Source organism: Bradyrhizobium sp. UFLA05-153 (assembly GCF_054185185.1).
The window spans coordinates 35,012-60,009 of the sequence record NZ_JBBIAM010000053.1 but is presented as its reverse complement, the minus strand read 5'-3'; the positions used below and the strand labels follow the sequence as shown (position 1 = coordinate 60,009).

At 58.0% G+C, this 24,998-nt stretch carries 17 protein-coding genes and 3 pseudogenes; 6 read left to right on the top strand and 14 right to left on the bottom strand.

The window, feature by feature from the left end; translation table 11 throughout:
- Window positions 1-455 precede the first annotated feature (455 nt).
- The 3 genes from Q2941_RS27860 to Q2941_RS27850 all read right to left on the bottom strand — a co-directional run bounded on the left by Q2941_RS27860 (window position 456) and on the right by Q2941_RS27850 (window position 3,971).
- Window positions 456-1,247, bottom strand: a complete 792-nt coding sequence (locus tag Q2941_RS27860; RefSeq protein ID WP_458194345.1) for an enoyl-CoA hydratase-related protein — start codon at window positions 1,245-1,247, stop codon at window positions 456-458.
- 348 nt (window positions 1,248-1,595) lie between these two features.
- Window positions 1,596-2,726: an acyl-CoA dehydrogenase family protein gene (locus tag Q2941_RS27855; RefSeq protein WP_458194344.1), complete on the bottom strand. Its 1,131-nt coding sequence runs from the start codon at window positions 2,724-2,726 to the stop codon at window positions 1,596-1,598.
- A 36-nt stretch (window positions 2,727-2,762) separates the two neighbouring features.
- The gene (locus Q2941_RS27850) at window positions 2,763-3,971 is read right to left on the bottom strand and encodes an acyl-CoA dehydrogenase family protein (protein ID WP_458194343.1); all 1,209 of its coding nucleotides are present in this window, start codon (window positions 3,969-3,971) and stop codon (window positions 2,763-2,765) included.
- 222 nt (window positions 3,972-4,193) lie between these two features.
- On the opposite strand from Q2941_RS27850, the gene Q2941_RS27845 reads away from it, so the two are divergent.
- Window positions 4,194-4,448, top strand: coding sequence for a hypothetical protein (locus tag Q2941_RS27845; RefSeq protein ID WP_458194342.1), 255 nt, complete (start codon window positions 4,194-4,196; stop codon window positions 4,446-4,448).
- Window positions 4,449-4,744: 296 nt separating this feature from the next.
- Here the strand turns inward: Q2941_RS27845 and Q2941_RS27840 are convergent.
- From Q2941_RS27840 to Q2941_RS27830, 3 genes and pseudogenes are all read right to left on the bottom strand, one after another.
- Window positions 4,745-5,486 (bottom strand): annotated as a pseudogene (locus Q2941_RS27840) (transposase); the annotation flags it as partial.
- An 818-nt stretch (window positions 5,487-6,304) separates the two neighbouring features.
- On the bottom strand, window positions 6,305-7,696 hold the full coding sequence (locus Q2941_RS27835; RefSeq protein ID WP_458194341.1) for an aminotransferase: 1,392 nt from the start codon (window positions 7,694-7,696) through the stop codon (window positions 6,305-6,307).
- 10 nt (window positions 7,697-7,706) lie between these two features.
- Window positions 7,707-9,221: an NAD-dependent succinate-semialdehyde dehydrogenase gene (locus Q2941_RS27830; protein ID WP_458194340.1), complete on the bottom strand. Its 1,515-nt coding sequence runs from the start codon at window positions 9,219-9,221 to the stop codon at window positions 7,707-7,709.
- A gap of 146 nt (window positions 9,222-9,367) precedes the next feature.
- On the opposite strand from Q2941_RS27830, the gene Q2941_RS27825 reads away from it, so the two are divergent.
- Both Q2941_RS27825 and Q2941_RS27820 read left to right on the top strand, forming a co-directional pair.
- Window positions 9,368-9,844 carry an Lrp/AsnC family transcriptional regulator gene (locus Q2941_RS27825; RefSeq protein ID WP_458194339.1) on the top strand — a complete coding sequence of 159 codons (477 nt, stop codon included), beginning with the start codon at window positions 9,368-9,370 and terminating at the stop codon, window positions 9,842-9,844.
- Between the two features lie 500 nt (window positions 9,845-10,344).
- Window positions 10,345-12,027 carry an MFS transporter gene (locus tag Q2941_RS27820; protein ID WP_458194338.1) on the top strand — a complete coding sequence of 561 codons (1,683 nt, stop codon included), beginning with the start codon at window positions 10,345-10,347 and terminating at the stop codon, window positions 12,025-12,027.
- A gap of 629 nt (window positions 12,028-12,656) precedes the next feature.
- Here Q2941_RS27820 and Q2941_RS27815 read toward each other — a convergent pair.
- From Q2941_RS27815 to Q2941_RS27800, 4 genes and pseudogenes are all read right to left on the bottom strand, one after another.
- Window positions 12,657-13,863 (bottom strand): annotated as a pseudogene (locus tag Q2941_RS27815) (IS701 family transposase).
- 84 nt (window positions 13,864-13,947) lie between these two features.
- Window positions 13,948-15,177, bottom strand: coding sequence for a CaiB/BaiF CoA transferase family protein (locus tag Q2941_RS27810; RefSeq protein WP_458194337.1), 1,230 nt, complete (start codon window positions 15,175-15,177; stop codon window positions 13,948-13,950).
- A gap of 1,237 nt (window positions 15,178-16,414) precedes the next feature.
- Window positions 16,415-17,527, bottom strand: coding sequence for an alanine dehydrogenase (ald, locus tag Q2941_RS27805; RefSeq protein ID WP_458194336.1), 1,113 nt, complete (start codon window positions 17,525-17,527; stop codon window positions 16,415-16,417).
- A 429-nt stretch (window positions 17,528-17,956) separates the two neighbouring features.
- Window positions 17,957-18,661 (bottom strand): annotated as a pseudogene (locus tag Q2941_RS27800) (transposase); the annotation flags it as partial.
- Window positions 18,662-19,041: 380 nt separating this feature from the next.
- Here Q2941_RS27800 and Q2941_RS27795 point away from each other — a divergent pair.
- The 3 genes from Q2941_RS27795 to Q2941_RS27785 all read left to right on the top strand — a co-directional run bounded on the left by Q2941_RS27795 (window position 19,042) and on the right by Q2941_RS27785 (window position 21,918).
- Window positions 19,042-19,848, top strand: coding sequence for a LuxR family transcriptional regulator (locus Q2941_RS27795; RefSeq protein ID WP_458194335.1), 807 nt, complete (start codon window positions 19,042-19,044; stop codon window positions 19,846-19,848).
- Between the two features lie 78 nt (window positions 19,849-19,926).
- Window positions 19,927-20,559 carry an acyl-homoserine-lactone synthase gene (locus Q2941_RS27790; protein ID WP_458194334.1) on the top strand — a complete coding sequence of 211 codons (633 nt, stop codon included), beginning with the start codon at window positions 19,927-19,929 and terminating at the stop codon, window positions 20,557-20,559.
- Between the two features lie 402 nt (window positions 20,560-20,961).
- Window positions 20,962-21,918 (top strand): LysR family transcriptional regulator, encoded by a 957-nt coding sequence (locus tag Q2941_RS27785; protein WP_458194333.1) that lies wholly within the window; start codon window positions 20,962-20,964, stop codon window positions 21,916-21,918.
- Here the strand turns inward: Q2941_RS27785 and Q2941_RS27780 are convergent.
- The 4 genes from Q2941_RS27780 to trbF are packed head-to-tail and all read right to left on the bottom strand — an operon-like array spanning window position 21,894 to window position 24,991.
- Window positions 21,894-22,133 (bottom strand): DUF2274 domain-containing protein, encoded by a 240-nt coding sequence (locus tag Q2941_RS27780; RefSeq protein WP_458194332.1) that lies wholly within the window; start codon window positions 22,131-22,133, stop codon window positions 21,894-21,896. The genes Q2941_RS27785 and Q2941_RS27780 overlap by 25 nt on opposite strands.
- Before the next feature lies 1 nt (window position 22,134).
- Window positions 22,135-23,337: a TraB/TrbI/VirB10 family type IV secretion system protein gene (locus Q2941_RS27775; RefSeq protein ID WP_458194331.1), complete on the bottom strand. Its 1,203-nt coding sequence runs from the start codon at window positions 23,335-23,337 to the stop codon at window positions 22,135-22,137.
- Window positions 23,334-24,260, bottom strand: a complete 927-nt coding sequence (gene trbG / locus Q2941_RS27770) for a P-type conjugative transfer protein TrbG (protein WP_458194330.1) — start codon at window positions 24,258-24,260, stop codon at window positions 23,334-23,336. The genes Q2941_RS27775 and trbG overlap by 4 nt, the downstream gene beginning before the upstream one ends.
- 47 nt (window positions 24,261-24,307) lie before the next feature.
- Entirely contained in the window at window positions 24,308-24,991 is a 684-nt protein-coding gene (gene trbF, locus Q2941_RS27765; protein WP_458194329.1) for a conjugal transfer protein TrbF, read from the bottom strand.
- Between the last annotated feature and the right edge of the window lie 7 nt (window positions 24,992-24,998).

Sequence of the window (24,998 nt, the reverse complement as noted above, 5' to 3'; positions counted from 1 at the left end):
CAACGTGCCGTACACCGCGATCACCAAGCCGATCACAAGCGCGGCTCCGCGCGTAAGCTTCATGCGGTTCCTCGCGAGAAATGAAAACGAGCAACTTTAGCACTAAATTCCACCCCTGAGAGGCGGCGGATTAACTCGGGTTCAGTCAGGACGTTCTACCAAGAGTCGCACCGCCTCCGGAACGATCTGCAGCGCATCACCGACGACCGGCAATCTCAAAGTGCTGGTCGGTCGGGATCGATCACGATGATGACCCTTCCGTCCTTCATGCCGACCAAGTGCTGGATGGCCTCGCTGATTCCGATCGCAAGGTACAGTCCTCCGACAACTCCGGTCGTCCGGCTGGATTCGGCACCGACTTCACAAGGGCGGCGATCTTCACCGACATCACCTCTCATTTCAGAACGGCGCCCCGAACATCCTCTCATCGCCGCCTCGCAGTTATTCACAACGACCTATCGTCCCGTCCATTTGGGTTTCCGTTTTTCGGCAAACGCCAGCGTACCTTCCGTTGTGTCCGCTGATGCCCGCAGCTGTTCCAGCAGCTCACCATCCTGTCTGATCGCCTCGTCGACGGGCAATGCTTGGCCGGCGAGCACCGATTGCTTAGCCGACCGCACAGCCAGTGGTGAGCACTCGAGAATCTCCGCGGCCCAGCGCTCGGCGACGGGCATGAGGTCGGCAAGGGACACGACCTCATTGACGAGCCCAATTCGATACGCCTCCGCAGCCGAAAAGAATTTACCCGTCAGTATGAGGCCCATCGCCGTCCTGAATGAGATTTGACGAGCAAGACGATGGGTTCCCCCTTCTCCCGCCATTCGCCCGACGCGCGGCTCGGGAAGGCCGAAGCGAGCGTGTTCAGCGGCGATGATGATGTCGCACGCAAGTGCCAACTCCAAGCCGCCAGCAACCGCAACGCCATTGATGGCTGCAATGATCGGTTTCGAACAATCGAAGTCGCGGGTGATTCGTCCAAAAGGCGGATTGTCAAGCACCTTGACGTGTGCCTCTTCACCTGCTCGAGCCACAGCGGCGACTTTAAGATCGTTGCCAGCCGAGAACGCTCGATCGCCAGCCCCTGTGAGGATCGCTACCCAAAGGTCGGGATCGTCGCGAAAGTCTTCCCAAATCTCCTTGAGCTCCAGATGCGCCCCCAAATGAAGGGCGTTCATGACCTCGGGCCGGTTAAGCGTGACCACAGCGAGATGACCGCGCTTTTCATATTTCGCGAACTGGTAATGCATTTTTCTTTCCTCTCACTCCTGGTTGAGCCCGAGTATCCGCAGTTCCGCTACCTGACAGCGAGTCTGCGATGCTTTGAGCCACACTTTTGTGCCTGGCCGGCTTGATCTTTGCTCCGACCATCTGACCCACAGGGTAGTTAATGAGATTTCGTGCCGCTCTCTGTTGAGGCTGCACACTCGATTTACGGTTCTATGGCAATTAACCGCTGCCAGGACTTTAGGACACTCTGGACAATTCGCGTTCGTCTGTCCGAGGGGACTCTATCTTTATTGCCTCTTTCCGCTCTGCCCGGTCGAACATTTCAGACAGCGCGTCGTCGTTGCAACTCCACTTGCGTTCGAACTTCGCTAGACGTGAGAGCGCAGGACAGCTGCGAGCCGGCGAATCTGGACATCCCAAGCACCGTCGCGAAGCTCCATCGCTTTTGCACGTTCTGACCAGAGGTGCAGGTCCGTTTCGCGCATATGGCCGATTGCGCCGTGCAGCTGATGAGCGGTGAGCGTTGCGAACTTGTACGCCTCATTCGCCTTGAGCTTTGCAATAGCCGTCTCCCGCTCGCCGATTTGGCCAGTCCCCACAAGCGAAACAGCCTGATACGTTGCAAGCCGCGCGCCTTCGACGGCAATGTGCATGTTGGCAACGTGGTGTTGCGCCGCTTGAAAGCTAGCTATCGGCCGACCAAACTGATATCGATCCTTGAGATATGCGACAGTTCGGTCGATGACGACTTGTGCTCCACCGACCATGTCCATGCAATGCAGCGCAGTCGTGGCATTGGCGATCCAGTGCAGATCATCAGACTTCAAGCCTTCGGAACTACTCAAAACGTTCTCGCAATCGAGTTCCACGCCATCGAGATCGACACGGCACTGGTTGTCCCGTGCGAACGTGAACATTCGCTGCACCGAGATTGCCCGTCTGGGTACGAGAATAGTGACAGCCGCATCAGGTTCCCACGCATCTGGGACTCTCGCCCTGGTCAGAAGAGCGGCAACCTCGTCGGCGTTTGGAACGAAATCCAACGATCCGCTGAGCGCCCATTTCGAACCCCGCCGTTCTGCGGTAATGGAAGGGATAATATTCGAACTGTCGCCCGGGTCGGCGAGCGCGATCGTTCCAAGCACCTCTCCAGCAGCCGCCTTTAGCAACCACTTCGAGATCTTGGCATTGCCAGCCAAACGCGACAATGCGAGGCCGAATTCGATCGTGCTGTACACGACTGTAGGACAAAGAGCGCGACCACCCTCTTCGTAAAAAAGCCCCAGATCGAACAGCGTGCCCCCTAGGCCACCTACATTCTCAGGAAGCGCCGCGCCGAACGCCCCGAATTCGGCAAGGTGAGTCCAAAGCCGCGCCGGCTTAGCTTCAACCTTCGGATTCTGGAGCTCCCGAACAAGAGAGGGCGGACACTCACGTGCAAACAAACGCCGGATCGAGCGGACGAACTCCTCCTGCTCGCCAGAGAGCGAAACCTTCATATATCAGTCCTCATCTAAGAAATAATCTTCCCGGCGTCAGCTGCGCTTAGTTCTCCCATAGCTAGGCATGCCATATCCATGCTGGGCTATGGCGTCCCGCAATACCTCGTTTGCACCTCCGCCGAAGCGCCCGACCGGCGCATGTCTGTAGAGCCGCTCAATCGCTCCATGCCCGGGCGCCGCAGGATCTCGCCAGTTAAGCTGCCCATGCATGCCAAAGATCTGCATTCCGAAGTCGGCTATCTTCTGGCGGACCTCGCTGACGTAGACTTTTTCAGCAGTTACCGTCGTGGTAGGCATCTCACCGCGTTCTATCTGCGACGCCGCACGCAAGCCGTAGAGCCGAGCAACTTCTACGTCGGCATCGAGCTCTGCGAGGCGCCGCCGCACATCTGGCTCATCGATAAGAAGCACCCCTCCTATCGGACTGGCTCGACAAGCCTTGATCAAGTCGTCCAGCTCTCGTCGAAGGTCACCCGCGTTCGCCAGAGCACCGCGCTCAAGCGCGAGCGCCCCAGTGATATACTCCCACCCCTTATTGACTTCGCCAATTAGGTTTCGACGCGGCACCCGCACGTCGGTAAAGAACACCTGATTAGTTCGGTAGTCGCTCCACGCGATCAGCGGACGCACTTCTATTCCCTTGGTGCTCAGCGGAACCATGAGCACGGAGATACCCTGATGTTTAGGCGCACTCGGGTCCGTGCGCACGCAGAGCCATTCATGCGTTGCAACGTGCCCTTGGCTGTTCCAGATCTTCGATCCGTTGACGACCCACTCGTCCCCCTCGAGCTCGGCCCGCATCTTGAGACTCGCCAGATCTGTTCCTGCGTCTGGCTCGGAATACCCTAACGCAATATGGATCTCCCCGCGAGCGATAGGCGGCAGGAAATCCCGTTTGTTACCCTCCGTACCATAACGCATGATGATTGGCGCAACGGTCGTAACGGTCATGTCAGAGCCAGGAACGAGGGCGTAGTCGAATTCGCTCATGAGAATGTGCTGCTCGATCGCCCCCTTGCCCAGGCCACCGTATTCCTTGGGCCAGGTTAGACCGAACCACCCTTTCTGCCCGACTTTTTCGCGGAACTTCCGCGCCTCCGGACCCCAACGCCACACGCCAGGCTCATGCGGGATTCCCTCATTGTAAAGCTCACGCTCGAGCTCAGGCGTAACGTTTTCGCGGAGAAAAGCACGAACCTCATCGCGCCACTCGCGCTGGGACTCGGTAAGCTGGAAATCCAAAGTACATAACCTCCCCTATCACGAAATTCTACTATATGGCGGGCCAGCGGCCAAATGCTGCAAAACTCAAGCATGCTTAGAAGAAATTCTGCAAAAAGTGCGGCCTTCCTAGACCCTATGTTTGCCCTCTGAGGTGACGGGCGGCCCGCCCTGTGGCAAGCTCCTATCGAGGGTTGCGCCGAATGGTCCGGCGCCGAGCCTCAAGCATGGGGAGCGGGCCTGATGAACGATAGCATCTTCGTGGGGCTGGATGTGCAACAAGGCGACGATTTCGGTTGCAATGGCCGAAGCGATGCGCGGCGGGGGGCAGCTCGTAACTTGGGGACCATCCCTAATCGCGCCGATCAAATCGCCAAGTTGGCGAAGAAGCTTGGCAAGGGTGACCGGCAGGTAAGTTTTTGTTACGAAGCCGGACCCTGCGGATATGGCCAGCATCGACAACTGACGGCAAGCCTGAATCGTCGCCATTGTGTATAGAAATGGCCGCCCCCTGCCCGCAGTGCCGATCATAACCAATCCGCGGCCGCGGGCGGGGTCATTCTCATCGTGACCTTCCCATGAGAACTCCGCGCAGGCTGTACCGTCTCGAGCGCCGTAGCGGACGTCGAGAAAAACGTTCAGCGCACCGAAGGCAATTTCATCGTCGGACTTGCCATTGCAAGTGAGATGCGCCTCTCTTCATGATCGAGGAAGTCGCTGTCCCACTTGTCCATCTCGACGATGCGCCAGCGGCCGGAAGGCCTTGGCGAAGCCGGGCACCTTGGCCACCATCCAGCCTCCGCGATCAGCTTTGGCAGCCGCACCAGATTGTAGGCGGTGGCAGCGAAGGTAAAGGCCGATGCGACGCGATCAGGGCCACGAAAGCTGGGTTTCTCTTGCCAGGCGATCGTCTTGATCCAGCCGAATGCCTCCTCGATGCGCTTGCGGATACGTTGGCTGACGGCATAGCCACCGTGCCGGGTCGTTCCGCCCCTCAATCGCAGAGCTACGGCCGCTGGCGTTCTGTGCAACGTGCGGCGTCACATTCATCGAGCACAGCTCGTTGACGAAGTCTTCTGCATCGTAGGCTTTGTCGGCGCCAAGCGTGATCGCTGTCGGCCGGTCGGCATAGGGCTCGATCATGTGCAGCGCGGCCACCCGCTCGGCATGCCCGTCAGCTAGCGTCAGGCAGGCGTCGACCAGCAGGCCGTGACGGTTCTCCATCAGCCCATGCCCGATGAAGCACAACTTCGTCTCGTTGCCTTTACCCTTGCGGTACAGCGCCTGGCGCCGGCGGTTCGCCGGAGCCGTCCTTCGGCTTGACGCTCTTCATCGAGGCCCAGGCCTCGATCAGCGTGCCGTGAACCGAGAAGTGATCGCTCGACAGAAGCCTCGTCACCCTGGGCTGCGCCAGCCCCGCCGCGAGGAAGCCGCTCCATCAGAAGCCGCTCCGAGCGGATCGAATAAAACGCCTGCAACAGCATAGCCAGAGCAGCTTCTCCGGCGGATCGACGGCCGCCCAATCGGCGAATGGACCATGATCGAGACGAGAATCTTTTGCTTCCTTCTTGCTAACGTATTCCATGATCACGTGTCCTTCGGCTCAAAATACCGGCTGAAGGTTGCGATTCCCCATGGCCACTGGAAACCTCGACCTTTGTCGCAGGGACTAGCTAGCTCATATGTGTCCTCGATGGACTGATCAACCATTACGCCTTTGAAGCCTACGTCGAGCAGGTCCTCAGACCCGACCTGAGGCCAGGCGCCATGGATAAGCTGTCCAGCCACCAGGGACCAACGGTGCTCCAGATCATCGAAGCGGCAGGTGCGAGCTGCTCTGCCTGCGGTCCTGCATTCCCCACTTCAATCCTGTCGAGAACACCTTCCCCAAGCTCAAAGAACGCCAAGCCGCGGATCGACCGGACGGCCTCTGGAGCGCCATCGGCTACATCATTGACCACGACCGCCGAAACTGCTTCATCGCTGCAGGATAATCGTGCGAACACTCTTGCGCCTCTCTGATGCTGAGTGCCTGCTCTGTCGCGGGATGAGAATGCGGAGTGTATACGGGCGCCAGTGCAGTGAAACCAGCAGCGATTCTTTACCTGAGCTCAACGAGCAGCGGTATGCGAGCACGCATCCACCTTCTGTTGCGCTCAAGCTGGCCGGCATACCGAGCCACATCGTGCGCGGACCAGCGTGACGGAAAACTGCCAAATCGGCAGATTGCGCAGAACTTGTGGTCTCGCCGCCACGCGAACTTTATCCAACGCCACTGTCGCGGTGCGGCCCTACAGGGTTATTCGTCGACGACAGGTTTATGGCGGCATATTAGAATCCTCGCTTCACGTAACCTACGATTGTTTTGTGAGCTCATCCATCACTTGGATGGTCGCTCGATATGCCAGATCAACGATCTCATCAACCTCACTTTCGGATACAACGAGAGGTGGCGCAAAACCAAGGATATCTCCGTGCGGCATTGCTCGTACAATAAGTCCCCTATCACGAGCAGCCTTAGAGATGCGGGCGCCCACCTTGAGCTGCGGATCAAATCGCCGTTTCGTCTGGCGATCGGCAACGAACTCGACGGCGCCGAGTAATCCCACGCCTCGCACTTCTCCAACGATCTCGAGTTGGGCAAACCGTTCCTTCAGTCGCTTCTGGAAGTGCGCACCAACGACCCTCGCGCGGTCGCTTAGTCGCTCCTTCTCAACAATATCGAGGACCGCATTGGCAGCAGCGGCCGCAATCGGATGGCCGGAATAGGTATATCCGTGCGAAAAGGCTCCAACCCGATCCGCGGCTTCCTCCATAACCGCGTAAACCCTTGCACCAACAATGGCCCCCGAGAGCGGGACGTAGCCGGATGTCAGTCCTTTGGCAACTGTCACCAGATCTGGCTCGATCCCGTATAGGGTGCTGCCGAAATCAGCGCCGGTCCGACCGAATCCACAAATCACCTCGTCTACGATTAGGAGAATGTCGTAGCGCCTGAGCACGGCCTGAATTTCATTCCAATAGCCAGTAGGGGGAGGTGTAATCCCCCCCGTGCCCAGCACGGGCTCAGCGATGAAGGCACCAACAGTTTCGGGCCCCTCTCGCATGATCAACTTTTCAAGCTCGGCTGCGCGCCGGCGAGAAAACGACTCTTCTGTCTCGCCTGGCTCTGCGCCCCAATAGTGGTGAGGTACGCCTGTATGCAAAATGCCCGGAAAGGGAAGGTCCATGTAATCATGGTAGAAAGACATACCGGTCATCGAACCGGAAATGACCGAGCAGCCATGGTAGCCGCGCTCGCGCGAGATAATCTTCTTCTTCTTCGGCCGACCACGGAGATTGTTATAATACCAAACAAGCTTAGCTTGGGTTTCGTTGGCATCGGACCCGGACAAACCAAAAAACACCTTGCTCGCCTTACCGGGTGCCATTCGGACCAGACGATCGGCCAGCGTCGCCAACTCCCCAGTCGTGTGGGCCGCATATGTGTGGTAATATGCCAGGTTGTAAGCTTGGCGCGCGATGGCCTCAGCCACTTCGATCCGGCCATATCCGATGTTTACACAATAGAGGCCTGCAAAGCCGTCGATGTAGCTATGCCCCTGCGTATCCTCGATTCGAATGCCCTTGCCCCTAGCAACAATCGTCGGATCACCGATCTTCCCAGTGGCGAATTCCTTGAGCTGCGTGAAGGGATGCAAAACACTCGCGCGATCGAGCTCGGCGATTTTCTTGATATCATTCATTCCGTTTCTCCTAACCCGACAAATCGCCGAAGCAGACGTATTTCAATTCCATGTATTCCTGAATCCCGTGTCGCGAACCTTCGCGACCGAGCCCCGCTTGCTTCCATCCTCCGAACGGAATGGGCGGCCCCGTAAATGAAGCTGTATTGATGCCGACCATGCCGTACTCGATGCTCTCAGACAATCGGAGCGCTCGGCGCAGACTGTCCGTATAGACGTACGCGGCTAATCCCATTTCGCTGGCATTGGCTCGGGCGAGGACTTCCTCTTCAGTATCAAACGGAAGTACTGCGGCCACCGGACCAAACGTCTCCTCATGGGCAATGAGCATGTCGTCTGTAACGCCACCGAGCAACGTTGGAAGAACAAAGTTCTGCCTCAGTGCCTGCTCTTGTCTTGCGGAGATCAGACGAGCTCCCTTGGTCACAGCGTCGTCGATTTGGGCCCTGCACTTGTTAGCCACCGACAACTTCGTCATCGGCCCGATGTCTGTTGCTGGGTCGAGTCCGTGACCAACTTTCAGCCGAGCTATCTCTGCGGAAAACGCCTCAACGAAGGCATCATAAATGCCCTTTTGCACATAGATGCGGTTAGCCGCCAAGCAATCCTGCCCCGACGTAGCAAATTTTGCAGCCAACGCGCCTTTTACAGCCTTATCGAGATCGACATCGTCAAAGATGAGGAAGGGGGCATGCCCTCCCAGTTCGAGGGACACCTTCTTCACTGTCGCCGCGGCACTCTCTAGAAGCAGACGGCCGACTTGAGTGGACCCCGTGAACGAAAGGGCCCGCACCCTTGTATCTCGCAAAAGCGGCGTCGAAAGCTCGATCGGATCACCGACCAGCACTTGAAATACGCCACGGGGGACGCCAGCCTGTTCAGCCAATCTAGCCACCGCAAGAGCAGATAGCGGGGTCTCCGGAGCGGGCTTCACGATGATCGGACAACCCGCAGCAAGGGCAGCCCCTGCCTTCCGTGTGATCATAGCGACAGGAAAATTCCACGGAGTGATCGCAGCCACCACGCCAATTGGCTGCATCCGCACGTGAAGTAGACTCCCGGGCTTGTGGCTGGGGATCGTCTCTCCGTACGCTCGTTCCCCCTCTGCCGCGAACCATTCGAGAAATCCGGCGCCGTACCCTATTTCGTGACGCGCCTCAGCGAGCGGCTTGCCCTGCTCGCTCGTCACCAGGACCGCAAGATCTTCCGAATGCGTAAGCATCAACGATGCCCACGCTCTTAAGATGCCCCCCCTTTTTGCAGGCAACATTTTTCGCCACACAGAAGAAGACTGTTCGGCCGCAGCGATGGCCAGATTCATTTCCACGGCACTGCAACGAGCGACATCCGCAACCTCTTCCCCGCTCGCCGGATCGACCACAGCGTCTCTTTGGTCACCGGCAATCCAACGACCGTCGATGAACGCAGCACCCGCGACGAAGTCACGGCGACACAGATTCTCCAGGCGCCCCTTCGCAAGGCCGAGCAGGTGCGGATTTTCGTGTCGAGCAGCTTGAAAGACCATATGACCGCCCGGACGCCTTTTGTTGAAATTCCCTATGCATTCAGGATACTAATGTCGTGAAAAGATTTGCGTCGCATTTTACTGCCGTCTGAATGGTTTCCTGCAAGACACGAGCCTTTGGCGGTGAAATTCACCTGGAGCCTATTATGCAATACGACCGAACGGACGCCCGGATCCTCGAAATCGTACAAAAGAACAATCGCCTGACATCCGAGGTGATTGGCGAACTTGCCGGCCTTTCTGCCACCGCGTGTCAACGACGATTGAAGCGGCTTCGCTCCGAAGGAATCATCGAAGCCGACGTCTCAATCGTTTCGGCGAAGGGCGTAGGAAGACCGATTCAAATGCTTGTGCTGGTAAGCCTGGAGCGAGAGCGTGCGGACATAATCGATAGATTCAAAAAGGCCATCAAATCATCGGAAGAAGTCGTCAACGGATTTTACGTCACCGGCGACGCTGACTTCGTCCTATACATTACCTCTCGTACCATGGAAGACTACGAGCAGTTCACACGGCGTTTCTTCTATGAGAACCCGGACATTAAGGGGTTCAAGACAATGGTCGTCATGGACCGCGTCAAAGCGGGCTTCGCGATTCCCATAGAGCTTCCGCACGAAGATTGACGGTGCACCACCTCATAGAGATGCTTGACTGCCCATCGCGCACTTTTTCCTCGCTCATCCACTAAAAACGCGAAAAATCCGCATTGTCGTTCCTCTATTCTGTGGCGACGGTGTACCACCTAGGTTTTAGGTTTTTTGGACGTTGATGTCCCAAAAGAGATTAGGACCCAGGAATTCCGCTCCTGGCTCATTCGGCGCTTCGCTTGCGAAGCAGTCTTCACCGAACACAAGTTCATCGTTAAACGCGCGTCTGTTGCGGCATAGCATTGGTTCGCACGGCGAAACGATCACACCGGTGCGGCATAGAGCTCATAGACGTTTGTAATTCCGGGTACGACTGCTTGGAGCGCCTCAGGGCATTAGCTCGCCCCGTAACCCTTCCTCACGTTAACTGCGCAAGATAGGCAAGATCGGGCAAATTCCTGCTCTTTTATCAGCAGCACATTTTAACCGTCGCTCATCTGTTCCAAATCAAACCGTCGCGCGAGGCAGAAGCCGATATGACCGATTCAGACAAGCACCCATCTTTTCGGATCGACGGCATTGCCGCGCCGCTGCACTATGCCAACTTCCGGCGCATCTGGCTCGCGAGTTTGTTGTCCAATCTCGGCATCCTGATCCAATGGGTCGGTGCCTCCTGGACGATGACGGAGCTGACTTCGTCGGCTGATAAGGTCGCTCTGGTACTGACGGCGTTAATGCTGCCGGTGATGTTGATCTCGATACCTGCTGGTGCCATTGCCGACATGTATGATCGACGCATCGTGGCGCTGGTCGCGCTCTCGATCGCATTTTGCGGCGCGACTGTGCTAACTGCACTCGACTGGTTGTGCCTCACTACTCCGAATCTGTTGCTCACGCTCTGCTTTGTGGTCGGCAGCGGCATGGCGTTAATGGGCCCGGCTTGGCAATCCTCAGTGAGCGAGCAGGTGCCGTCCGAGGCGTTGCCGGCGGCGGTTGCGCTCAATGGCATCAGCTATAACATTGCGCGCAGCTTTGGACCTGCGATCGGCGGCATTGTGGTGGCGACGGCTGGCGCGGTAGCAGCTTTTGCAATAAACGCATTGCTCTATTTGCCGTTGATTTTGGCGCTGTTTCTCTGGAAGCGCATGGCGGAACCATCGCGGCTGCCGCGCGAGCGGCTGAGCCGCGCCATCATCTCGGGCGTGCGGTACATCATCAATTCGCCCTCGATCAAGATCGTGCTGGCGCGCGCCATGTCAACCGGCCTGATTGGCGGTTCAGTGTCCGCATTGTTACCGCTGGTCGTGCGCGAACTCTTACATGGTGGCGCGCAGACCTACGGCATCATGCTTGGCGCCTTTGGTCTCGGTGCAGTAATCGGCGCACTCTGCATCGGCGAGGTGCGCAGGCGATTAAGCGGAGAAGCCGCTGTACGCGCTTGTACGCTCGCCATGGGCGGAGGAATCGCAGCCGTGGCGCTGAGCCGCGAGCCCATCTTGACTGCGATCGCACTTGTGCTGGCTGGAGCCGTGTGGACAATGGTGGTCACCTTTTTCAATATCGCCGCGCAGCTATCCGCGCCTCGGTGGGTCGCGGGTCGGTCGCTTGCCACATATCAGGCTGCGTTCTCTGGCGGCATCGCAATCGGCGGCTGGGGCTGGGGGCGCCTCACCGATGTTGCTGGCGTCAACATCGCGCTGCTCGTCTCCGCCGCGTTGATGCTAATCTCGCCGCTACTTGGACTTTGGCTGCGCATGCCGTGGATCAACGCGCGTGGCGAGGACGCCGAGATGCTGGCCGATCCCGAGGTGCGGCTCCCGCTCACCAACCGCAGCGGGCCGCTCGTTATGGAAATCGAATACCGCGTCGCGCTCGAGAACGCGCGCGCCTTCCATAATTTGATGCAGGACGTACAGTTAGTTCGGCAGCGCAACGGAGCCTATGGCTGGTCAATTGCACGCGATATCGCCGATCCAGAGCTGTGGACGGAGCGCTATCACTGTCCGACGTGGCTCGATTACTTGCGCCAGCGTAACCGCTCGACGCAATCGGAGCGTGCACTGGATCGTCAGGCCGTGGCTTTCCACATCGGCCCCGATCCAGTCCGTATCCGCCGCATGCTAGAGCGCCCGTTTGGATCGGTGCGCTGGAAGGAAGACGTGCCTGATCCCGCTGCGAACGAGATGCTGCCTGTTTGTAAGCGAAGCAGGAGGCAGTAGCATGGCAAGCGCGATTTTATCGGAGGCACCGCCTTTCTTCGAGGGCTTGTGCCGTACGCGCTCCCGGGTTCGAAGACTTTGCGCGGAATTTGGTCATGTGAGCTTGTTGGCAGGAACGTTTTAGAACTTTTCGGCGCGCCCCATGCTCCCTAGATTCACGGGAACATTTTGCATCGATCGGCAGTTGCTTGCTGCTTGTAGCGGAACGGACATCTTGCTCACGAGTAAATGCGGCCAGTATCTTTGCTCCGCGGGACATCACGACATCGGACGCTTCGATTAACGGTCTGGGCCGCATGCTTTGCCCGGCGCCTGCGAATATTCAAATGGTGGTTGTTCTGCCCAGGTCGCGCAGCGTCACCCTGTCGAAAATTGCTTCAGCAAGCTGAAGCAGTTTCGCCGAGCGAACCAATCCATTACCTTAGGACCGCGCGCAACCACTTCACCCCTGTCACCATCACCGCTACAAGCGTCCACATAACCCAGTCATTACAGTTGCATTTTTTGTTTGAGGTGAGCTATGCGCGCGTGAGCCTGGTGGCCCGGCGCCAGGACGACCATGCGAGAACGTCGGCGTGTGGGATGCGCCGCTGGGCAAGCTTCATGGCGATGCGGCGGATTTTCTGGATCTACCAGCGGATCAAGAACGATGCTTCGTTCGAGTTTTTTGGGCAATTGGTCCGATGACGGATGAGGGCCATCATGACGAGGGCCAGCATGACGAGTGAGACATGGCGATGCCAGCCATGCCACGAGCGGGTTTCGTTGTGATCAAGACCGAGCTCGTTCTTAGCGGTTTCGAAGCTGTCCTCGACGGCCCAGCGATGGCCTTCCACCGACACTAGCTTCTGCGTGGATGTGCCCTTGGGGCACCGTGTGGAGAAGAAGCCCAAGCTGCCGTTGGCAATATTGGGGCGGATCAGAAGACCCCGCGTCCATTCCCCGGTAAGGGCGTCGTTGTATTCGCCGGCGTCGAGATCGGCCAGCTCGAGATAGGCCCAGTTGTGCCAGCGCGACCTTTGGTCCCTTCGCCGGACGACAGGCGGCGCCAGGCCTTCTTGGGAAGGCTCGGCGCGATAGCGGCGGCGGTGCCGGCGACCGCCTGCTGTTTACCCCAGGAACGGAACACGTGATTGGACGCAACATCCAGAACATATCCTTTGCCCGACTTGCGCAGCTAGATTTCGATCTCTCCCGTGCCATACCCGCTGTCCGCCGCCACAAACGAGAACAGCACCTTTGCGGCGATCGCGCGAGCGATCATTCGACGCGCGATCTTAGGCTTCGTCGCAAAACCCACATCGTTAGGCACATGCGCCGCCTTCAGGCGAGCGGGTTCGTCCGTCCATTCGTCCATTCCTTTGGTAGGTATAGCGCTCGATCGATGAAGGCATGGCCATGCCGTGACACATAGGATGCGAACACTCCGATCTGGCAATTGGCGATCTTGCCCGCCCAGCCGGTGTACTGGCGTGCCACCCCGCACGAGGCCTTGCCCTGTTCAAAAAGCCGGTCTCATCGGTAACCAGAAACGCGTCCTCATCGCCCAGCGTTTCCTGCGCGTACTCACGTACAATGTCGCGCAGCGCGTCGGCGTCCCACTGCCCCCGGCTTAGGATCGCCTGCGGGCCTGGATCGCCGGCCGCTTCCGCCCGCATCCAACCGACTTGCGCGGCTCATGGCCCAACGTCCGTCGAGAAACTGCCCTACCGAGGCCTCGCCCCGGTCCCGCGTAGAGAGCGGACGGATGCGTGGCTTGGCATCTCGCAAGGACGAAGCCCACAGCGTCAGCGTATCCTCAACCGACGCACCACCAATCATCAGATCCCGAATTATGGTTACCCATGGATTCAGAACTCTCAAACAAATTCAACTGTAATGCTAGGCCTGCCTTACGGGAGATAGTTGACCATGCGCACGTTAAATCGCTCCCGCCTGCTTCAACTCTGCGATTTTAGCGTCATCATAGCCGAGCTCGCGTACCAAAATCTCCCGCGTGTGTTCGCCGAGTCGGGGCGGGTAACGGTACTCCTTCACGGGAGTCTCCGAAAAGGTCAGCGGATTACGGATAAGGGACAGCGAGGTCTCGAAGGGATGGTTGACTTTCACTTCCATATTGCGCTCGCGCACATGCGGATCGGCGAAGACTTGCTCGAAATTATTCACCGGGCCAGCTGGCACCCCGGCCTTTTCCAAATTTTCCAGCCAATAGGCGACCTCGTTCTTTAGAAAGAGGCCGGCAAAGATCGCCATGATTTCCTTGCCATGCACGACGCGGCCGTTGTTCTTGATGAATTTCGGATTGGTCGCGAGCGCCGGTTCGCCGAGAACCGCGCAGGCACGGGCAAATTGCGTATCATTGCCGACCACGAGCATCAGTTCACCATCGGCGCAGCGAAACACGCCAGCGGGCATGCCGCCATTCCCCCAAGTGCCGCGCCGGGGCGGCGTTCTGCCGCTAATTAGGAATATCTGCGCAAAGTGCGACAGCGAGGCGATCACCGTGTCGAGGAGACAGACGTCGATGTGCTGCCCCGCTCCGCCATGGTTCTTGCGATGATAAAGTGCGGCGAGAATCGCGATGGAAGCATTCATGCCCGTCATGTAATCTACAATCGACGGCCCGACCTTCATCGGTCCCGCCCCCGCCTCGCCATCCATATGTCCCGTGACGCTCATCAACCCGCCCATAGCCTGGAAGATTGCATCATAACCTGCGCGTCCCGCGTAAGGGCCAGTCTGGCCGAAGCCGGTTACCGAACAATAGATGACGCCTGGGTTGATCTTCTTGATGGACTCGTAGTCCAGTCCGTAGCGTTTGAGATCGCCGACCTTGTAGTTCTCCATGAAGACATCGCAGCCCTTCGCGAGCTCGCGGATAACAGTCTGCCCATCCGGGCTAGCGATGTTCACAGTGACTGACCGCTTGTTGCGGTTGGCACAGATATAGAAGGAGTTATTGTTGTTATCGCGCCCCTCCGGATCCGCCAAGTAAGGGGGACCGAAGGCGCGCGCATCATCGCCGGTGTTCGGCCGCTCGATCTTGATCACGTTAGCGCCGAGATCACCCAGCATCTGCGCAGAGAGCGGACCTGCCAATACGCGGCTAAGGTCGAGAATTTTCATACCAGAAAGCGGCAGTGCCGACATGAAGGTTTCCTCCTGATGGATTTTCCGTACTGCGACACACCCGCCTGCGACCTATCTGTGCGGTTGGTCTTGGCGGCGAATTCAGCGAGCTCTTGATGCGACGCTATCGTCTGCAGCCGATCGTTGCCCTGACCCTCGCCGACAAACAACAATAGGCGGGGCTAGTGCGTTACAGACAGAATGCTACTAGCGATGCCTCAGCACTCTTTGAATGCAATGAGCCCTGCCTTGATGCTTAAATTCGGCGTCTGGTTGCCCCTTTTCGATGCGTTTGAACGTCGCCGGCAGAGCGGCTCGAAGCCGCCGCCGGTGCAGAAGGTAGCTCCATTGCTTTCAGTTCGATAAGCACGGTCTCCCTATCTCATCGCTCACCGCATCAGGCTCGGCTTGACTCCGTGGACCGCCCTGGGTCTTCTTGTTTCTGACCAGCTTATGACGTCGGCACCTCTGTTCTTGGATTCCTGCCCGAGTTGATCTGCGGGTTGCAATTAGCAGGGGTTGAGGCGTACGACTCTTCAATCGGGATAGGGGGGCGTCTCGCGACGCCGCCCCTCCCACACCACCGGACATACGGGTCCGTACCCGGCGGTTCGCTAGATTAAGCACAGACGGTTTGTTTTACGTCCCGTGCCAGAGGCTCAGATCGTGGATTGCTAGGTGGCTTCGGCCCTTTGAGCAGTGCCGTCCGGGCTTCACCCTTTCCCACCGCTCCGAAGGCCAGTGACCTGGATTTTCTGCCGCATGGCCAGCCCAATATTTCCATTTCCAAGCGTCTTTCCAGCGTTCAGGCCTTCAGCGAAACTCGTTCCGCCTACTACGCCGTCTGCTGACTTCTCCGCCGCGATCACGAGCCTAACAACCCGCTCAGTCCGGTGCGCCGGACACGACGGAGATCTCCCGAGGTACGATCGGTCGCCTTCTCTGCACGCCCGCCGGATTTACCACCCCAGTCCTTGATGACTATGGACTTTGCGATCAGTGGCCCGCTCGTCCGCCTGGGTAGGCCTCATTATCCGGTTCTTGTCCATCGGGCCGCAGGTTTGCTCCACGCTTCCTTCGGACCTCACCTCACGATGACGCCCTTGCGCTTCGCTAATCCTTCGCCGTCATCAGGCCGGATAGAGGACTTTCACCTCCAAGCCGCCGATCATGCTCGGCACACCACAAAAGAGGGGCCACCCCGAAGGAGTGGCCCGCCAAGTCAAGGGAGGAAAAGTCCCCTCGGGGACTTCTGAGATCAGGCTGCGGCCTGATCAATCGGCGAAAATGGCAGGCCAAGACTTTCGGCCACGGCCCTATACGTTAGACGGCCGCCATACACGTTGAGGCCTGCGCGCAGATGCGGGTTTTCGAGCACGGCTGCAAATCCCTTATTGGCGAGAACCAAACCAAAAGGCAGCGTAGCGTTGTTGAGTGCGTGGCTTGAGGTGAGCGGGACAGCTCCGGGCATATTGGTGACGCAGTAATGAATGACGCCGTCGACCTCATAAGTTGGATCAGCGTGCGTCGTTGGACGCGACGTCTCGAAGCATCCGCCTTGATCGATGGCAACGTCGACGATCACGGAGCCTTTGCGCATCGAGCTCAACATGCCGCGGCTGACCAGTTTCGGGGCGCTCGCGCCGGGAACGAGAACCGCGCCGACCACGACGTCCGCTGCGAATACCTCCTCATCAAGGGATTCTATTGTCGAGAATCTTGTTCGAACGCGCCCTTCGAACAATTCATCCAGCTCGCGAAGCCGCAGTATAGAGCGGTCAAGGATTGTGACTTCGGCGCCCAAGCCAGCGGCCATCCGTGCGGCATGCGTACCGACAACGCCGCCTCCGATCACCACGATGCGGGCAGGCTGCACGCCTGGCACGCCTCCGATCAAAAGTCCACGTCCTCCTGCATACCTTTTCAGTGCCGCACCAGCTGCTTCAACCGCAAGCCTGCCCGCGACTTCGCTCATTGGCGCAAGCAGTGGAAGCCCACCATGAACGTCGGTTACGGTTTCGTAAGCGATCGCGGTGCATCCGGACTTCATGAGGCCTTTAACTTGCTCCGGGTCCGGCGCCAGATGGAGATAAGTGAAAAGGATCTGGTTCTCTCGGAGTTGAGTCCATTCGGACGGCTGCGGTTCCTTGACCTTTACGATCATATCGCTTGACGAAAAGACCTCGCGAGCAGAATCCGTGATCGTTGCACCGGCTTTGCTGTAGTTGTCGTCCGTTGCGCCAATGCCGGCGCCGGCATCGGTCTCAACCAAGACGCTATGGCCTGCGGCCACATATTCGCGGACGGCTCCAGGTGTCAGGCCCACGCGGTATTCGTGCGTCTTGATTTCCTTGGGAACGCCGATCTTCATTTGCAATCTCCTTGGTGAGCGGCTCTTTCTAATCGGAAGAGCGGTACCAAGCTGCAACTAGGAAAGCCAACTTACGCAGGAATCCAGCAACCTTCTGCGGCTGAGCGCAGGATTTCGACCCGCTGGAGCGAGCGCGCCGATTCCGGCGTCGACAAATACCACAGAGTAGCCGCCAGGAACTCGGCCGAACCGATATGGCTTTACCTCCACTGATCCCGGCCTTGGCGTAACCGATCGATCTACGCCGGAATTGATCAACTTCTTCCTCGTTTCGCCCTATTGGCAGCGATTCTCGGGTTCTGACAATGCAAATCGCGCTTAGTAGGGAGGCCCGCGGGTTCACCAATGATGGATCGGGTTTTTCAAATATTTGCCGACCGGTTGACGGAATGCACACACCAGAGCATGGCCGATGTCTCAGCGTTTCGTTTGTCCCGTTGTGACCTCGACATCGAGAATGACGCCGATTTTGTCATTGACTGCCGTGTGCTGTTTGTAGGCAGGCTCTAGCCGTCTGTTGCAGGCGCTCGTCGCCATGGTCGCGTCGGGATCAGCGATACATATCTTTTTGTATTTGCCGCTCTATCGGCACGTTCTCTCAGCCTCGATTTCATCCTCGCTTTGATTCTCGATTAGCACATCCGCCACATGCCGCTTGGTGAGGCTCTCCCAACTCACATTGGCTCGGATCAGCGAGGCATCGATGTGGACCATTTCGGCTGTGGTGATCTTGGCCTTCAGGCAGGCCTCGATCGTGCGCTTGAAGATCCGACGGAACTGCTCTTCGCCCCAGCGCTGGCAGATGCGCGTTAGACTCGAAGGGTGCGGCAACTACTCATGCAGGCCATAGCCAGCAAACCAGCGAATAGCGATGTTGACCTGAGCCTCGCGCACCAGTCTGCGATCGAGCGCAATGCCGGTGAGCAGACCGGCGAGCATCAGCCGTACCGCCACTTCGGGATCGATGCCGGGCCGGCCGTCGCTGGCGCAATGGCAGTCGTTGACCTCTTCCCTTAGCGGCGACAGGTCGAGCACGCGATCGACCCGCACCAGCACGTGCTCATCCGGAATGGGCTGTCTGAGCGAACCGGTGATGAAGAGCTCCAGCTGATCTCGCTCCTTGCGCCCCAGCATCTCGTTGCTCCGCCGATTGCGAATCACCGACGAGAACGGAATCAGCTAATTCAGACTTTTTCAACGACCCCACGCGGCAGCGTTGCCCGGTGGCGTTGAGAACCTTTCCGACCGTGGCCTTGATCCCCTCATGGGCGTCGGAGACGAGGAGCTTGAAAAACTCGATAAGACAAGGCTCTCGCAGACTGCAGCAGCGGCTCACAACCAAAAATGGACGCAATTGTCTGCGCAACCGCTCGGCATGACCTTTTCTGGCTTGCACGGCGCAGCTATAGTGCAACGAGCTCTGCGGATTTTTGACAGCAAGAGCCCGACGCCTCAATTTCGATAATTGACCTAGCCTGATTGACCTTCACACGAGTGAGCTACCGCTAGCCGTCATGGATCCGACCACGCATCTGGCCAGGAAACGTTCCGCACTCTTTTGGTCCCCCAAAGCCGTTATCTCGCGCATCACCATGCATCGCATCTTTCAAAGATACATTGATCTTCTCTCGAGCGCTGAATATGCGGATGCCTTTGCAGAGGCGATGGCAATCGCCGCGAGCGAGCTTGATCTGTCTTGCTTTGCATATCTTGCGATGCCGCGGCGAGCTGGCAAAAAGCCATTAGTAATATCAACGTATCCGAATAACTGGGTCGCGCACTATGTGCGCAGTCACTACGAACGACTGGATCCGATTTTAACGCGCTCGTTGGAGAACACTGAACCATTTCAATGGGGTTTAGATGTGCCTTCGAGACCAATCTCTCCGGCGCAACGAAGATTTCTCGAGGAGGCTAGCGAATTCGGAATTCGGCTAGGTTTCACAGTCCCAGTTCACGATGAAGATGGCTCGGTTGCTGCTCTGACCTTTTCAACTGACCAAAAGCGTCCGCAGTTCGAGAGGTGCATCGATCTGAATGCCTCTGTCCTTCAGCTGATGGCGAGATGCTTCCATTCGCAGGTGCGCCGCAAGCTCTTGGATCAACTGACGGTCGACGGAATCGTACTGTCTCCCCGCGAAGTCGAATGTTTGGAGTGGGTCGCAAGGGGCAAAAGCGCTTGGGAAATTGGACAGATCCTCAGCATTTCCCACTATACCGTGACTTATTACTTAAGGAGCGCGAGAGACAAGTTGGGAGTTCGTAAAGTCGTCCAAGCCGCCATGCGATTGGCCGCTGCCAAACGAGATAGGCAAGATTAAGACTGTGATCCCGCATAGTTATGGGGGATGATGTTGGCGGGCAACTCCTCCAGAGTCTCCTCTCCTTTGGGAGGGGACATGATGCAGCTTATCACGGAGTCATCGTACAACGCGTTTTCCTGCACCTTAGCATCCATGTATAAGTTGCGCTATCGCGTTTTTAAGCAACGGTTGGAGTGGAGCGTTCAGAGCTGCGGCGACATGGAAATCGATGATTTCGATGCGCTGCATCCGGCCTCCCTGATCCAAACGTCTCTTGAAGGCCATGTGGAAGGTTCGGTTCGTCTCTTGCCGATCATAGGACCGACGATGGTGCGCGATACGTTTCCCATGGTTCTTGGTGGACTTTCTGCTAAGGCAGATCCGTCGCTCTGGGAGAGCAGTAGGTCCGCAAGTGATGCTTCTCCCCATGCTCCAAAGGGCAAACACGGGCTGGCTAAGTCGACTTACGATCTTTTCGCATCGACGATCGAATTCGGACTGTCCAGACGACTGAACAACATCGTCGCGGCTACCGCCGTTCGGATGGAGAGAATGCTGAAATGCGCGGGCTGGACCCGCCGCCATATCGCGGCTCCCTGTAGCATCGAAAACACCCTCGCCATGGCGGGATATCTCGAAGTTTCTGCGGAAGCTCTTCAGAACGTACGCAACTCTGGCGGTCTTTCCGGGCCGGTTCTCTGGACGCCGGTTTTGTTGGAGACCGCCTGAGCACCCCAGTCCTTGCGACCAATTTAAATCGCCAAGTCATTCTCGTATCTCCCACACACAAGATAAGTCGCGTTGACCGAGAGCAAAGTCCTCGGGCTCGCACGCGTTTCAGATTCATCCCCCAGGAGATCGTGAGCCACGCATGGGTATCGCCGGAAGACGGAGCGTCATGGGTGCATATGATCATCACAACGTGCTCGTCGGTTGGAAGCCGAGAAATGATTATGTCGATGTGACTGACCGTCTACGCGGATCACCAAACATCATGAGGCAAGCGCACGACGAAGCCTTTCGTCCTCCTGATGATCTCACCGGTCGGTGATTGCCATTCACAATTGCAAATAGGTGCAATTGTCTACCCAACCAACTTAGTTCAATTTTCCGGATTTCCGCGGTGCTGCAATGACGCGACACGCAAGCTTTGCCGGTCTAACGGCAGGAATTCGACGTCTTAGACTGGATCTCGGTCAACTTCAGTTGGCAGTTGCTGCAGCAGACTATGGAAGCTTTCGTCGAGCCGCTGACAGTCTTTCTATCACGCAATCGACGCTCAGTCGCTCTATCCGGCTACTGGAACATTCACTTGGAGTAACCATTTTCGAGCGATCGACCGTTGGGGTAAGGGCCACACCGGCCGGACATCATGTTCTGCGAACGGCCCGCTCCATCCTCGAACAGATGGATACGCTCGTCGCGAGAACGAAGACGGCTGGCCGTGGGGAATGCGGCAGCCTAGTCATCGGATTCTGCACGTCGCTTACCGCTGGTCAGTTGCGTGCAATACTGCTCGAGTTCAAATCCGGATTTCCTCAGGTAGAGCTCGGAGCGGTCGAGCGCTCCAGAACAGGATTGGTCACCGCGCTCCGCAATGGCATGATTGACCTCTATGTCGCAGCAGGAGATCCAATCGATATCGGCAGCAGAAACACTCCTCTCTGGAGTGAGCGGGTCTTTGTTGCTCTCCCTCACGATCATCCCCTGGCTCTGCAGGATGGCATCTCATGGGTCGACTTGAAGAACCAGGTGATCTTGACGAGCCAATACGATGCGGGGCACGACCTCGAAGCATTGCTGAATGCAAAGCTCATCACCTCGACAGAGGGGCCGTGGATCGAGTATCGCGATGTCAGCCGCGGAGAAATCAGGAATCTCGTCAGTATGGGCTTCGGCATCAGCCTCGTGCTGGAATCCGACGTGGACGCCAATGTTTCTGGTTTGGTCTATCGGGAATTGCGCGACGGCATAGGACCATGCCGCATCGGCTTTTCCGCGGTCTGGCGCCATGACAACGACAATCCAGCCATGGCGAACTTCCTCAAATTGCTGGCCGATCGCTATCCTCCGCCGTCCGTGGTGTGACGCCGCTTTCGCGCTTTTGCAAAGGCCCGATCTGTTGCCATGAAGCGCGCCACCATCGGAGCTGCTAGTTTGTTCGGGTCGCTGATCTTCTGGCCGGTTTCCCTCGAGAGGATCTCAGCATACAAAATCAAATCGCGATGCACAGCGCCAGGCAAATCGATCGCGATCCGAACCGGCTTGTCATCTGCAATCGCTCCAATCTTCAGTCTGGTCATTTCATCCTCTGTAGGGTTCAAGCACGAGATCGCGATTGACGATGACCCTCACCGGAAATCCCGGCCGGATGGTCAATGTCGGTTGAATGTTGAGGTTGCGCCGGACCACCTGTTGTCCAGCCTGATTGAGGGAATCTCCTGCACCACGGCGCAGCGCCGCAATGATGTCACTGTTAGAGCTATTGGCATTCGCCCCAGAGTTGACCTCGGTCCCAACGGCGAGCAATGTCGATAGCGCGGCGGCTCCCAATAGCTCCTTCCAATGATTGTCGACCTCATCCTCGAGGCCGGCGTAACCGGCTACGTCCGCTCCTGCCTGTCTCTCGAGCACGATGGAACGTCCATTGGGCATGATCAGACGCGTCCAGACGAGGAGCACGCGCGACTGTCCAAAAGCGACCTGGCTGTCGTAAGTCCCGATCAGTCGCGCGCCCTGGGGGATCAGGCGCGCCCGACCCGTTGGAGTATCGAAGACATTCTCGGTTACCTGTGCCGTGATCTGGCCGGGCAGATCGGACCTGATCCCGGTGATGAGAGCTGCCGGAATGACCGTGCCTGCCTGGACCACAAAGGGAGATGCCGGTTTGACGAGGCGATCGGGGCTCGTCATCCGGCGATCTACGGCCGCATTGACAAACGCAAGCTTGCGATCCTGTCCATTCTGCGCGAAGGCTTCATCGGAAGACGTCGTCGTGCTGCCCGGCGTCTCGCCGGAGGACGTTGTTGCGGCCAGCGGGCGAACGTTGATCGAGGCAAAGACCTTGCTGGTACGGGCCGCCTCAGTTTCCTGATTGAGGCGCTGCTGCTCGGCATCGGCCGCAAGCGATCCCGATTGCGCTGAGTTTTGAGCTGCGAGGATCGGGCGCCCCAGATCTCCGGGCAAGGGTGGTCCGAGCCGCGGCACATCTTGGGGTATTCCGACATAGTCCTTTGGCAGGGTCGAAAGTTGGTCGGCAATAGTGTGGTGGTCGGTCGAATAGAGTTCCTCAGAGGTGGGGTTGTGCTTTTCAGTTCTCTGCAAAGCCCAAAAGGCCGCACCAGAGATAGCCGCCAGAGCCAAAGCGGTACCAACAAGGAGGGCCTTGCGGGAGAGGCGCGTTACTCGCGACCGTTCAGGTCGGAGCCGCAAGGATTGGGCAATATCCTCTCGTGCATCCGCCTTCGCCGGCTCGCGAGCGGCGTGATCTCCTCCGGTGTCGCTCATAGCGGCCTCCCGTCACTTCTTGCGATCCGGACTTTCTGCTGGCCTTCGGCGCCGAGCCGCAACTCGGCGGCCGCAAACAGCCGATCGACGATGAGGACATTGCCGTAGACGCGGTAGTTGACGATCTCGCTCTTGCCGTCCGGTCCAATGATAAATAACGGCGGCATCTCGCCCTGAGTGATCCCTACCGAGAATTCGATGTAGACCTTGCGCCCATCGTCATAAACGTTGACCGGCCGCCAAGGCGGGCTGTCTCCTCCAATCGTATAGCGATAGCGACGCTCGGCCAGATCCGGAATGTAAGGTGTGGGCGGCATCGTTTGTCCGGGAGCGGTTCGAGCTTTGGGATAAAACCAGGCAACCGAAGGCATGTAGGGCTTTTCTCGGGAGCGGAGCTCAATCAAATAGGTGCGGCGGTCTGTGTTGACGACGAGATTCGTCGTAATCGCCGGGCGTGTCGGCTTGACCATGATGTGGACGCGTCGCGTATCGCCGCCGCCACTTTCGGTATCACCAACCACCCAGCGCACGGTGTCCCCCGCGGCCACCGGACCTGAGCCGATCAGCTGCTCACCCGGCTCAAGCGCAATGTCGGTGATCTGTCCCGGCGCCGCGTAGATCTGGTAAAGCGCGCCGGGACTATAGGGAAACACCTGCACCGCATTGAAATAGCCGGCCTTGCGAGGCTCGACGCGCGCAGCATCATTGGCAGTCTCGATCCGCTCGACCGGTTCCTTGGCTTCAGTCTTCTTGCCGCCGCGCGCCGGCGTCCAGGCCGGCGGGACGTGAAGCGGTTTTGGTCGGTCATCGCCGAATGCCGGCAGATCGGGAGGCGGCGGCATCTCCTCGTCGTAGCTGATCTTCGGCGGCTTGAATGTGGTGCAGCCACTAAGGATACATACACTGATCAGGAGCGCGGACATGGCGCTTCGTCGGAAACTCTGGAGTGCCGGTACGAAAACTTGCGGCATCACGATCCGAACTCCTTCGACCAGTTGATCGCGTTGACGTAAATGCCGAGCGGATTTTTGCGCAGTCGCTCGATATCGCGGGGCGGTTCGATGATGATGGTGAGGATTGCACTCCAGCGCTCGGTTGCCGCTAACTGCCCGTTGTCGTAGTGCCGCTCGGTCCAGGTTACGCGGAAGCTGTCCGGTGAAGCCCGAATGACGCTCGAGACCTCGACGGCAACTTGCGTTTTTCCTACCTTGGCGAAGGGATCGTTGTTGCGCGCATAGTCGTTGAGCGCGGCTGCGCCCCGGTCGGTCGTGAAGTCATAAGCGCTGAGCCAATCCTGACGCAGGACGATGGCATCCAGCGGCAGACCGCGCACATGCTCGACGAAACGCGCCAGATGAAAGGCAATCTGCGGATCACTCGCCTGATAGGGGGCATTTGCCGGCGCGATGGTTTTAGCCTCGCCCAGATGATCGACTTCCACGACCCAAGGGGTAATCGTTCCCTGCGCTGACTGCCAAACGAGAGCACCCGCAAATTCTGCGGACAAGAACAGACAGCCAAACGCCATCAAGCGCCAATTTCTGGCCTGCACCCGCGCTGAGCCAATACGTTCGTCCCAAACCTGGGCTGCCCTCTGATAAGGAGTGACCGGCTCAGGCGTACGGCCATAGTGAACGGCCGATCGTTTGAACATGAAGTGA

Excerpts from the sequence above, each read along its gene's own strand:
- Q2941_RS27790 (WP_458194334.1), top strand. The coding sequence starts at position 19,927 with ATGATGCAGCTTATCACGGAGTCATCGTACAACGCGTTTTCCTGCACC.
- Q2941_RS27845 (WP_458194342.1), top strand. The coding sequence starts at position 4,194 with ATGAACGATAGCATCTTCGTGGGGCTGGATGTGCAACAAGGCGACGAT.
- Q2941_RS27795 (WP_458194335.1), top strand. The coding sequence starts at position 19,042 with ATGGATCCGACCACGCATCTGGCCAGGAAACGTTCCGCACTCTTTTGG.
- Q2941_RS27810 (WP_458194337.1), bottom strand. The coding sequence starts at position 15,177 with ATGTCGGCACTGCCGCTTTCTGGTATGAAAATTCTCGACCTTAGCCGC.
- Q2941_RS27785 (WP_458194333.1), top strand. The coding sequence starts at position 20,962 with ATGACGCGACACGCAAGCTTTGCCGGTCTAACGGCAGGAATTCGACGT.
- Q2941_RS27835 (WP_458194341.1), bottom strand. The coding sequence starts at position 7,696 with ATGAATGATATCAAGAAAATCGCCGAGCTCGATCGCGCGAGTGTTTTG.
- trbF (WP_458194329.1), bottom strand. The coding sequence starts at position 24,991 with ATGTTCAAACGATCGGCCGTTCACTATGGCCGTACGCCTGAGCCGGTC.
- trbG (WP_458194330.1), bottom strand. The coding sequence starts at position 24,260 with ATGTCCGCGCTCCTGATCAGTGTATGTATCCTTAGTGGCTGCACCACA.
- Q2941_RS27860 (WP_458194345.1), bottom strand. The coding sequence starts at position 1,247 with ATGCATTACCAGTTCGCGAAATATGAAAAGCGCGGTCATCTCGCTGTG.
- Q2941_RS27830 (WP_458194340.1), bottom strand. The coding sequence starts at position 9,221 with ATGGTCTTTCAAGCTGCTCGACACGAAAATCCGCACCTGCTCGGCCTT.
- Q2941_RS27855 (WP_458194344.1), bottom strand. The coding sequence starts at position 2,726 with ATGAAGGTTTCGCTCTCTGGCGAGCAGGAGGAGTTCGTCCGCTCGATC.
- Q2941_RS27775 (WP_458194331.1), bottom strand. The coding sequence starts at position 23,337 with ATGAGCGACACCGGAGGAGATCACGCCGCTCGCGAGCCGGCGAAGGCG.
- Q2941_RS27780 (WP_458194332.1), bottom strand. The coding sequence starts at position 22,133 with ATGACCAGACTGAAGATTGGAGCGATTGCAGATGACAAGCCGGTTCGG.
- ald (WP_458194336.1), bottom strand. The coding sequence starts at position 17,527 with ATGAAGATCGGCGTTCCCAAGGAAATCAAGACGCACGAATACCGCGTG.
- Q2941_RS27825 (WP_458194339.1), top strand. The coding sequence starts at position 9,368 with ATGCAATACGACCGAACGGACGCCCGGATCCTCGAAATCGTACAAAAG.
- Q2941_RS27820 (WP_458194338.1), top strand. The coding sequence starts at position 10,345 with ATGACCGATTCAGACAAGCACCCATCTTTTCGGATCGACGGCATTGCC.